The following is a 12,272-nucleotide window of genomic DNA, read 5'->3' on the forward strand; positions in this document are numbered from 1 at the left end:
TGAGTTATGAGTTATGAATGATTAGTAATTAGTCGCTAGCTTATAACTTCTTGTTTGTCATTCCGACGAAGGAGACTCGAGCGGTAGCGAATAGGCGAAGCAAATCACACTTGTAACCACAAAAATTATCACGTTCAATTTGTCATTTCGAGGAACGAGAAATCTTCACAAGTAGCTCCACAAAGATTGATCTTAAAAGCGTGCTCAGCAAACGAAGATTTCTCCTTACGTCGAAATGACAAGATCGGGGGAAATACATAAGAAAGAATAAAAGCCAATAAAAATAAAAAACCAATGTTTTCAAAAAGTAAAATATACCATTTCAAATTAAAAACAGCATTCTTAATGCTATTAACCGTTTGCATCCAAGCTACAGCACAAACCACCGCATGGAAACCAGCATCATTTGAAATTGTAAAATCCAATTACAAGACATTCAAAACAGCACAATACGCTCACGTATTTTCAGGAAGCAAACACAATATTGTTCGTTTAGCTCCAGAATTGCAAGGTTTAACAGGAATTGAACTTCCTTTAGATAAATATAAAAACGGAACTAATGCTCCATTACAGTTAAAATTTAAGGAACCAGTAACTGTTATGGTTGGTGTTTTTCAGGATAAAAATGCTGAATATCTTCAACCCAATCAAATTGGAAATAATAATGAGATTCTTGAAAACGGAGTTGCGATTACGGGTTTACCCCCAGTAAGTGTTTATGCAATTCCTTACGGAAAAGGAACTCACACTATTTTAGCAAATCAAAAAGGATTATTTGCTGTTTTGGGAGTTTTGAAAAGCGACCAGCAGTTAAATGCCAGAGATGTTAAATTACCAGACGGAAAACTCTGGAATCCAACCTTTATCGTTGAAGGATTTTCAGATGAAAAACCACTTTTTGAAATTATTGGCGGAGAAAACAAACCTGTTATTGACGAAGGAATGTCTGGAACAGAAGGAATTCAAGGCGGTTTTGAAGGCGGTCGTGTAGTAAAAGTCGGCGATACGTACCATATGTTTCCAACCGAAAGAGCAGGAGAAAAGGGAGTTGATTATTATTACGATCGTGTAAAAACCAAAATAGGGCATTGGACAAGTAAAGATGCAATCCATTGGAAAAGAGAATCAACCATTTATCAAGCAAGTGGAACTTATGCTGTTACAGAAGATGATAATCCCATGAATGATCGTCGTGCAGCTATTTGGTCTTATATGCCAGTTTTCAATGAAAAAGCAAACAAATGGTATGGTTATTATTTGGCTTATACCGTAAGCAAAGAAATTGAACCGAACCATTCATTCGGACGAATTTGGCGTTGTGAATCAACTGTTAAAGGAATCAACGGAATCGGCGGTCCTTATAAAGACATGGGAATCATCATAGAACCAGGATTAGATTCTCAGCCTTGGGAAGGACGTCAGGGTGTTGCTTCGTTTTTTCCGTATCAAGTTGGAGATAAGTATTTCGGATTTTATAGCGGTGCGTATCCGTTCAATTCTTGGGCAGATTATCCGAAGAAATCAGGAAAAGGCTGGTTTGTAGCTTTGGCAGAGTCCAAAAGTTTAGAAGGCCCTTGGCTTAGAATGAACAAAGGTTTGGAACCAATTAAAACCATGCACCCGTTATTCGTAGAAAACCCAATTGTAAGCCAATTACCAAACGGAATGTACATCGCGATTTTCGACGGTGGTCCAGACGGCTGGGGACATCATTTACCAAACATGATTGCGTATTCATTATCAGTAGACGGAGTTAATTGGGCTGAAGCTCATTATTTACCAATAGAAACCAAAGTCGATAAATGGTGGGATATTATGAGAACGCCACTTTGTCTAATCCCAGAAGGGAATGACGTTTACACCATAGTGTATAATGCAATCGATCTAAAAAGAAGATTTCATCCAACTGGAATGGTAAAAGTAAAACTGAATAAAGACGTAATGGAATCTAAATTAAAAGAGTTGAAGAAATAGAAGAGAGTAGGGAAGAAGAAAGATGCAAGAAGCAAGATTTTTGAATGTAGAATGTAGAATATAGAATATAGAATATAGAATATAGAGAATAGAGAATAGAGAATAGAAACTTTGCGACTCTGCGACTTTGCGAGATTAAGTCGTTCCAAAACAAAAAAACTTAGAGCCTTAGCGCCTTCGTGGCAAAAAAAACATAAAAATGAAAATTAAATATCTAATCCTAACCATTTCAGCACTTGCTATAACCAGCTGTGCAACCAAATACAAGAAAAGAGAAATTACCGACAGCGTAATGCAGGAGATTTACGAAGAAATCAAAACGCCTTATAAATACGGATTAGTGATGGTTCCGACTGACAACTCATACAAAATGGATTGTCCGAGTGTATTTAGAAAAGACGGAAAATGGTATATGACGTATTTAATTTATGACGGAAGAGGTTACGAAACCTGGCTTGCGGAAAGCGACAATCTTTTAGATTGGAAACATTTAGGAAAAGTAATGTCTTTTTCTGAAAATGAAAAACATTGGGACGTCAATCAAAAAGCAGGATATATTTCGTTGCAAGACTTGACTTGGGGCGGGAGCTATGAATGGGAAAAGTACGATGATAAATACTGGATGAGTTATTTTGGCGGAGACAGCAAAGGTTACGAAGCAGGTGTTTTGTCAATCGGAATGGCATATACCAAAGAAGCACCAACAAAACCACACGAATTTCAACGATTAGAAAATCCGGTTTTAACACCAAAAGACAAAGACGCCAAATGGTGGGATAATAGTACAATGTACAAAAACAGTGTAATTCGTGATAAAGATAAACTAACAGGACACAATTTTATCATGTATTACAATGCCCGTGGCGACAGTATCAATCCTGCAAAAGGCGCTGAGCGTATTGCTATGGCGGTTTCAAACGATATGAAAACCTGGAAACGTTATGGCGACAAACCTTTAATTAATCATCATAAAGGAATTTCGGGAGATGCTTATATTCAGCGAATTAATGATACTTGGGTAATGTTCTATTTTGGTGCTTTTTGGACAGGTTGGAATCAAGGCGCATTTAACCGTTTTGCCGTTTCGAATGATTTAGTGAACTGGACAGATTGGAAAGGCGATGACTTAGTTAAATCATCAGAACCATACGACGATTTGTTTGCGCATAAATCATTTGTAGTAAAACATGATGGAGTTGTTTATCATTTTTACTGCGCCGTTAACAAAGCAGAACAAAGAGGAATTGCAATTGCAACTTCTAAAGATCTAGGAAAAAGCAAATTGAATTTTGTGGCTCCTCCTGAAAAAAAAGTAAAGAAGTAAAATATAGATATAGTCCCTACGGGACATTTTACCGGTGTGGCTTTTGGTTACCGATATTTAATCTCTACGAGATATTGCAACAGAGTTTAATATTGTAATACACGTTAAATATTGTGTGGAAATCAACAATATTAATCTCCACGAGATACTCCGATAGGAGTTAAATATCGGTAGAAAATGATTGCCGAAAAATAAATTTTGTCCCGTAGGGACTACACAATTAGAACACATAATGAACAATAATATAAAACCAATGTTAACGTCAAAATCAAAATACAATAATCCATCTTTTAGATTACGATTTTTGGCGTATACATTTTACATTTTACTATTCACAACTTACACGCAGGCACAATCCGTAACAGGAGAACCAGCGGGAGTTCCAGAATTACACAAAAAATACGAATTTGCTCCGTGGGAAGATCCAATAATTACGAGCATCAACAGACAGCCATCAAGAGCGACTGCTTATTCATACGCAAGTGTAGAAGACGCTCTAAAAGGCGACAGAACCAAAAGTAGAATCCAAATGTTAAACGGCGATTGGGATTTTAAATATGCTGTAAATCTAAAAGAAGCTTCAAAAGATTTCTATAAAAATACTGTTTCAGGATGGGACAAAATCGAAGTGCCTTCAAACTGGGAAATGAAAGGATACGATAATCCAATTTACAAAAGTGCTGTTTATCCGTTTCGACCAATAAATCCGCCTTATATTCCTAAAGATTATAACGGAGTTGGTTCTTACCAACGTAGTTTTACAGTTCCTGAAAACTGGAAAGACATGACTATTACGCTTCATTTTGGAGCAGTAAGTTCAGGTTTTGAAGTTTGGTTAAACGGAGAGTTTTTAGGCTACGGAGAAGATAGTTTTTTACCATCAGAATTTGATATTACACCTTATTTAAAAGCAGGCGAAAATGTAGTTTCAGTTCGTGTAATTCGTTGGACAGATGGTTCTTATTTAGAAGATCAGGATCATTGGCGTATGAGCGGAATCCAGCGTGAAGTTTTTATTATGGCCGAGCCGAAATTGCGTATTCAGGATTTCTTTGTTCAAACCAAATTAGACAAACAATATACAGATGCTATCTTTAAATTGCGTCCAAAAGTGGAGAATTTAACGGGAGCAAAAATTAAAGATTATACGATGAATGTTCAATTGTATGATGCCAATAATAAGGCAATGTTCAAAGAACCGCTTCAAAGACCTATGATTGATTTAATTAACGAAAGTTATCCTCGTTTGGATAATGTTCGTTTTGGATTCTTCCAAGAAACCATCAAAAATCCAAAAAAATGGAGTTCAGAAGAGCCGAATTTATACACGATGGTTATTTCTATAAAAGATAAAAACGGAAATGTTACCGAAGCCAAAAGCTGTAAAGTTGGTTTCCGTTCGATCGAATTTTCGAAAGAGAATGGCAAAATGCTTATCAACGGAAAAGAAACGTATGTATATGGTGTAAACCGTCACGATCATCATCCGACAAGAGGAAAAGCCGTTACGAGAGAAGATATCAAACAAGATATTACAACGATTAAAAAGTTTAATTTCAATTTTATACGTACGAGCCATTATCCAAATGATCCTTATTTCTACGAATTATGCGATCAATACGGAATCATGGTAATGGACGAAGCCAATCAAGAAACACACGGAATTGGCGGTAAATTAAGCAACGATCCGCTTTGGACAAATGCTTATATGGAACGTATGACGAGAATGGTCGAAAGAGATAAAAACCATCCATCGGTTGTAATGTGGAGTTTGGGTAATGAAGGTGGAAAAGGACCAAATCATGCTGCAATGTCGGGTTGGGTTCACGATTTCGACATTACACGTCCAGTTCATTACGAACCAGCGCAGGGAAATGCCAAATTAGACGGATATATCGATCCGCTTGATCCGAGATATCCAAAAACAATCGATCACGCTTATCGATTCGAAAACCCGCAGGATGATTCGTATGTTGATATGGTCAGTCGTTTTTATCCGGGCGTTTTCACACCTAAATTTTTAGTAGATCAAAAGAAAGATACTCGACCAATTATTTTCGTTGAATATTCTCATGCAATGGGGAATTCAGTTGGAAATCTAAAAGAATTATGGGATGAATTCCGTTCGCTTACTAGAGTGATTGGAGGTTGTATTTGGGAATTTAAAGATCAGGGATTAGTAAAATTTGATTCCAGATCAGGTCAAAATTATTTTGCTCACGGAGGAGATTTTGGCGAGAAATACCATGACGGAAACTTCAATACAAAAGGAATTGTTGATTCTTACGGAAAACCAAAAGGTTCTATTTTTGAGAATAAATGGGTGTATCAGCCAGCGATTTCGACTTTAAACGGAAATCAATTAGAAATTAAAAATCGTCAAGCTGTTAAATCTTTAGAAGGATATATTCCAGTTTTAAAAGTGTTGGAAAACGGAAACGTAATTAAAACTCAGATTTTAAAACCATTCAAAGTAGAAGCAGGACAATCAACAACATTAGATATCAGTTCTTATCTGCCAAAAATGAAATCTGACGCGGAATATATTTTAAATATAGAATTCCAGCTTTCAAAAGAGGAACTTTGGGCTTCAAAAGGTTACGCTGTCGCGGAAGATCAGTTTGTGTTGAAAAAGAAAGAAACCGTTTCTCCAGAATCTAAAAAAGAAACGCTGAATGTTTCTGAATCTGATTCCGATTTCAAAATCAAAGGAAAAACTTTTGATATTACAATTGGAAAAACAAACGGAGCTTTGAGTTCTTATATTTTTAACGGAGAAGAACAAGTTTTTGCGCCATTGCTTCCAAATTTTGTTAGACCTTTAACTGATAATGATAAAAGAGGATGGAAATCGCAAAAGTTGTTGAAACAATGGTACAAAGCAAAACCAAAATTGGTTAACATTAAAATAGACAAATCAGCTTCGGAAATCAAAATTACAAGTGATTACGAAATTATAAAAGACAGCGCAAGTGTAAAAGTAATCTACAACATTTTACCAAACGGATTAATAAAAGTAGATTACAGTTTAAAAGCATCAGATAAACTGCCAAACATTCCAAAAATCGGAATGCAGATGGGAGTTCAAAGAAAATTCGATCAAATTTCGTGGTACGGAAAAGGAGAACTGGAAAATTACAGTGACAGAAGTTTCGGTTCGTTTGTTGGAAAATATTCGCTTCCAATTAATGATTTTATAGAACATTATCCAAAGCCGCAAGAAAATGGAAACAGATGTGATGTAAGATGGATGGCATTAAGCACTCCGCAGAAAAATAACGGATTCTTAGTAGTAAATGATGCCAAAGTTTTAAGCATGAGCGCATGGCCATACACACAAGAAAATCTAAGCGCATCTGGACATACGTATGATTTGAAAGATCCTGGATTCTTGACCCTAAACATCGACTTAATCCAAATGGGAGTGGGAGGAAACGATAGTTGGACGATTGTAGCACAGCCTTTAGAACAATATCAAATTAAGTCTGGAAATTATGAGTATAGTTTTTATTTGACTCCTTTCAGCGGTTCAAAAAATGAATTAGAAAGTAGTTTGAAGAAGTTTAAATATTAGATTTTAAAAAATTAACCATATAAGAGATATAAGATAATTTAAGTGTTAGCTTCAACATGAATTCGAAAAAAATAGTACATATAAGAATAACTAAACAAAGGCTATTTAAGCAAACTTAAATTATCTTATATCACTTATATGGTAAAAAAAATAGTGATAATGTTTCAAAAAAAACACCTCTTTTTTATCCTTCTTTTAGCAAGCATCGTCTCTGCACAGGAAATCCATAAAAAAGAATCTTTTCAGCCAACTTTAGACTCCTCAAGACCTTGGGTGTATTGGTATTGGATGAAATCGGCGTATTCTAAACCCGGAATCACAGCCGATTTAGAAGCTATGAAACAAGCTGGGATTGCGGGAGCTTATTTAATGACCATTAAAGGCCCAGCAAATCCACCTTTGATTGATCCGCCAGTTTTACAGTTAAGTCCCGAATTTTGGGATATGATTCATTGGGCATTTAAAGAAGCCGATCGTTTAGGAGTAAAACTAGCTTTTCATGGAGCTGACGGATTTGCTGTTGCTGGCGGGCCATGGATTACACCAGAAATGTCGATGCAGAAAGTAGCCTGGTCAACAACTGAAATTTTAGGTGGAAAAAAAGTTGCATCGAAATTGCCAGTTCCAGCACATTACAAAGACTATTATAAAGACATTGCTACTTTTGCGATTCCTATAAAAGAATACGAAATCACTTCGCAAATACAATTGCCAAAAGTAACCACATCCAACAATACGGATGCTTCGTTTTTGGCTGATCCTAAAAAAGATGAAAACTTCAAATTTGCCGATGCGGGTTGGATTCAATACGAATTTGCACAGCCTTTTACCTGCAAATCTATTGTTATTGAAACCAAAGGAAGAGATTTTCAGGCACAGCGTCTTATTGTAGAAGTGAGTGATGACGGAATCAATTTTAGATTCCACGAAAGAATGATTGCGCCACGTCACGGCTGGCAAGACATGGATTTTCCAAATACACATACGATTACGCCCGTTATTGCAAAATATTTCAGATTCGTTTATGATCCAAAGGGAACAGAACCAGGAGCAGAAGATTTAGATTTTGCGAAGTGGAAACAAAACCTGAAAGTGAGTAAAATAACACTTTCAAATCAGTCGTTGATTAATAATTACGAAGGAAAATCAGGGGCAATCTGGCGTTTGACTCCACAGACTACTGAAAAAGAAATTCCAAATTCTGATGCATTCAAAAAATCAGAAATAATTAATATTTCCAATTTTGTTGATGCGGAAGGAAATTTGAACTGGAAGGCACCAAAAGGAAAATGGAAAATTATCCGAATGGGACATACTTCTACAGGACATGAAAATGCGACTGGTGGAGCAGGAAAAGGACTGGAAGTAGATAAATTTAATCCAGAATTAATTCGTTTTCAATTGGATCATTGGTTTGGAGAAGCCGTTCGTTCTGCTGGTCCAGAATTGGCTTCAAAAGTTCTTGAAATCCTTCATTTTGACAGCTGGGAATGCGGAAGCCAGAATTGGTCTTCGGTTTTTCAGGCTGAATTTAAAAAGAGACGTGGCTACGATCTTGTAGATTATCTTCCAGTTATGGCGGGAATTCCTATAGAAAGCGCCAATTTCTCGGAGAAAGTTTTATATGATGTTAGGAAAACAATTGCTGATTTAGTTGCTGATAATTTCTACGGAACTGTCTCTAAGATTGCAAAAGAGTATAACGTTAAGTTTAGCTCAGAAAACGTTGCGCCAACAATGATGAGTGATGCTTTGCTGCATTATAAATATGTCGATTATCCAAGTGGAGAATTTTGGCTGAAAAGTCCAACGCACGATAAACCTTTTGATATGGTCGATGCCATTTCGGGCGGACATATTTACGGAAAAGATATTATTCAGGCTGAATCTTTTACGGCTCTGAGAATGGATTGGGACGAACATCCCGGAAATCTAAAAACAACAGCAGACCGCAATTATGCTTTAGGAATCAACCGTTTATTCTATCACGTTTTTGTCCATAATCCGTGGACGGACAGAAAACCCGGAATGACTCTGGACGATATTGGAACTTTTTTCCAGAGAGACCAAACATGGTGGAAACCCGGAAAAGCGTGGTTTGATTATTGCCAAAGAGTGCAGTTTCAATTGCAAAAAGGAAAACCTGTAATCGATCTGGCAGTTTTTATTGGCGAAGATTTTCCTTCCCGTTCTTTTGTTCCAGATCGTTTGGTGTCTTTTATTCCGAATGTGTTTGGAAAAGAAAGATTGGAAAGCGAGAAAATCCGTTTAGAAAATGAAGGTCAGCCAACGGAAAAGGTGCCAAAAGAAGTTACTTATTCTAAAAATATAACCGATTTATCGCATTGGATTAATCCGTTAAATGGTTATCATTATGATTCTTTCAATGCTGATGTTTTGATCAATCGTGCGAAAGTTAAGAATGGTAAAGTAACATTTGAAGGCGGAATAGAATACGGTGCTTTATTGTTTCCGGGAAGTCATAAAATGGCACCAAATAAGATGCTTTCTTTGGCTTCAGCCGAAAAAATACTGAAATTGATTAAAGACGGAGCAACCATTTTCGTAGATGAAAAACCAAACCTTCAGCCAGGAATTCAATCAGAATCAGATCAAAAGAAATGGCAAAATGTAATTGATGAAATTTGGAATAATGCCAATTCATCAACATGGAAAATCGGAAAAGGAACAGTTGTAAAATTACCCTATTTAGGAAATGATTTTGCTTCCATCGGAATCACACAAGACGTTTATTTTCCAAATTTAAATCGAGCCGATTCAGAAACTTTGGCGTGGGCACATCGTAAATCGGATACTGAAGATATTTATTTTATTTCCAATCAAAAAGCAGAAAGAAGAACATTCGATGCCTCTTTCAGAATTTCAGGAAAAGTGCCACAATGGTACAATCCCGTAACAGATCAAACTTCGGCTTTAGCCAATTGGAAAATAGAAAACGGAAGATCAATTGTTTCTATAAGTTTAGATGCCAACGAATCTGGTTTTGTGATTTTTAAAGAGGAAACAAAAGAAGTTTCAGCGCAAGGAAAATCATCTGAATTTGAAAAAGTACAGACTTTAGATGAAAATTGGGAATTGCAATTTGATACAGAATTTAAAGGGCCAAAAGAAGTGGTAAAAACAAACAAACTTTTTGATTGGAGCACTTCTGAAAATGATCAGATTAAGTATTATTCAGGAACTGTAATCTATAGAAAAGAGTTTGTCTGGAAAGGAAAAGACACTAATAAAATTTGGTTGGATTTAGGAGAAATATCAAATATCGCCGAAATCAAAATCAACGGAAAAGATTGCGGAACGCTTTGGACTTTCCCTTTCAAAACAGACATTTCAAAAGTTTTGCAAAAAGGAAAAAACACGATAGAAATCAGAGTGACAAATACGTGGGCAAATAGATTAATTGGTGATCAAAAATTGCCAAAAGAAGAAAGGTTGACATGGACAACAGCGCCATTTCGTTTGGATGGAGAACCGTTGTTAAAAGCAGGGTTATTTGGGCCCATAACAATTTTAAAAGAGGAATAAAGAATATGTCACTCCGCTGGAGCTTTTGTATGATGGTGTTGTTTATTCTATAAATATTTCGTCCCTCTGGGACTTGTTCAGTAGGATCAGAATATTTATTGAAAAGAAATTTAAAAACATGTATTTATTTCAAAGAATGTATGTCGTTAGAAAAGACAAAAAAAGCTCTGGAAGAGCGAAATATTTATAGAAACTAATTAGGAAGAGAGTAGTTTAGCTCCAGCGGAGCGACACATCTTTTGTGAATTTAAAGAATAAAAGAATGAAGAATTTGAAACAAATTTTTGTTATTATAATTGCATTTTTAGCAAGTTTTCATATCAGTGCAAAAATAAAACTGCCAGCATTGTTTACTGACAACATGATGTTACAGCAAAAATCCAATGCGCCAATTTGGGGCTGGTCAGAGAAGAACGCCAATGTTGTAATTAAAACATCTTGGGATTCCAAAACTTACAAAGCAAAAGCCGATGCTTCAGGAAAGTGGAAAACGGAATTACAAACTTCCACTTTTGGCGGGCCGTACACCATTGAAGTTTCAGAAGGAACAGAAAAAGTTGTAATTAAAAATGTTTTGTTGGGAGAAGTTTGGCTGTGTTCAGGACAATCGAATATGGAAATGCCTTTGAAAGGATTTCAAGGGCAGCCAGTAAAAAACGGAAACGAAATTATTGTAAGATCAGCCAGTAAAAACATTCGTTTAATTACGATTCCAAGAGCGACGGTTTTGGAACCTTTGCAAGATTTCGAAGGAAAATGGGAAGAGGCTTCCCCAAAATTAACATCCAATTTTAGTGCAACGGCTTGGTATTTTGGATCGCTTCTACAGGAAGTTTTAGATGTTCCCGTTGGATTGATTCATGTTTCATACGGCGGTTCAAGCATGGAAGCGTGGATGAACAAAGAAATGCTGAAAGATTTTGCAAGCGCTAAAATTCCAACTACGAAAGAAGAGCTGGCTAAAGATCCAAATCGTGTTCCGACGACTTTGTTTAATGGAATGCTTTCGCCTGTAATTGGTTACGGAATTAAAGGTTGTATTTGGTATCAGGGTGAATCGAATTACGAAAGAGCTAATGAATATACCGCTTTAATGAAGAAAATGGTCAGTAGTTGGAGAGCGTTGTGGAATCAGGGAGATTTTCCTTTTTATTTCGCTCAGATTGCGCCGTTTAATTATGCTTCATTTCATCCAAAAGATTATCAAGAAAAATACAATTCGGCGTATTTGAGAGAAGCGCAGTTTAAGGCTTCAAAGGAAATTCCAAACTCAGCAATGGCAGTTTTAATGGATGTTGGAGAAGAAAATAACATTCATCCAATGGATAAAGAAAAAGGAGGAAACCGTTTGGCTTTTCAGGCTTTGGCAAGAACATACGGAATTGAAGGTTTCGAATTTGAAAGTCCGAAATACAAATCAATGGAAATAAAAGATGGCGCTGTAACGGTTTCTTTTGATGATGTTAATAACGGAATTACATCTTATGACAAAGAAGTAACTGGTTTTGAAATCGCAGGAGCAGACAAAGTTTTCTATCCGGCTAAAACGGTAGTAAGAAGAAAATCAGTTGTTCTGACTTCGGATAAAGTGAAAAATCCAGTTGCAGTAAGATATTTATGGAAAGATTTCGCGAAAGCGGAATTGTTTAGCGCGGGAGGATTGCCAGTTTCTTCATTTAGAACAGACGAATGGTAGTTTTTGAGTTATGAGTTATGAATTGTGAATTATGAATTGTGAATGGTTAATGATTAACGATGAGTTTAAGGTCTAGTTTGTCATCCCGAGGAACGAGGGATCTCCGTAAGTAACTCGACAAAGATTTAGACACGCTTAATTATAGCTCTCGCAGATTT

General features: G+C 36.3%; 5 protein-coding genes. All 5 read left to right on the forward strand.

All coding sequences use genetic code 11. The features are described from left to right. The first annotated feature begins 294 nt into the window (after positions 1–294). A complete protein-coding gene (locus RB618_RS14680; RefSeq protein WP_308069418.1) occupies positions 295–1,974 on the forward strand; it encodes a hypothetical protein in 1,680 nt (559 codons plus the stop codon). A 199-nt stretch (positions 1,975–2,173) separates the two neighbouring features. Then, positions 2,174–3,298, forward strand: coding sequence for a glycosylase (locus RB618_RS14685; RefSeq protein WP_308069419.1), 1,125 nt, complete (start codon positions 2,174–2,176; stop codon positions 3,296–3,298). Between the two features lie 232 nt (positions 3,299–3,530). Then, positions 3,531–6,872: a glycoside hydrolase family 2 TIM barrel-domain containing protein gene (locus tag RB618_RS14690; RefSeq protein WP_308069420.1), complete on the forward strand. Its 3,342-nt coding sequence runs from the start codon at positions 3,531–3,533 to the stop codon at positions 6,870–6,872. Between the two features lie 159 nt (positions 6,873–7,031). Further along, positions 7,032–10,418 carry a glycosyl hydrolase gene (locus RB618_RS14695; RefSeq protein ID WP_308069421.1) on the forward strand — a complete coding sequence of 1,129 codons (3,387 nt, stop codon included), beginning with the start codon at positions 7,032–7,034 and terminating at the stop codon, positions 10,416–10,418. Positions 10,419–10,680: 262 nt separating this feature from the next. Next, on the forward strand, positions 10,681–12,114 hold the full coding sequence (locus RB618_RS14700; protein WP_308069422.1) for a sialate O-acetylesterase: 1,434 nt from the start codon (positions 10,681–10,683) through the stop codon (positions 12,112–12,114). Positions 12,115–12,272 lie beyond the last annotated feature (158 nt).

The sequence above is a fragment of the Flavobacterium sp. LHD-85 genome (assembly GCF_030929595.1).
Classification (GTDB): domain Bacteria; phylum Bacteroidota; class Bacteroidia; order Flavobacteriales; family Flavobacteriaceae; genus Flavobacterium.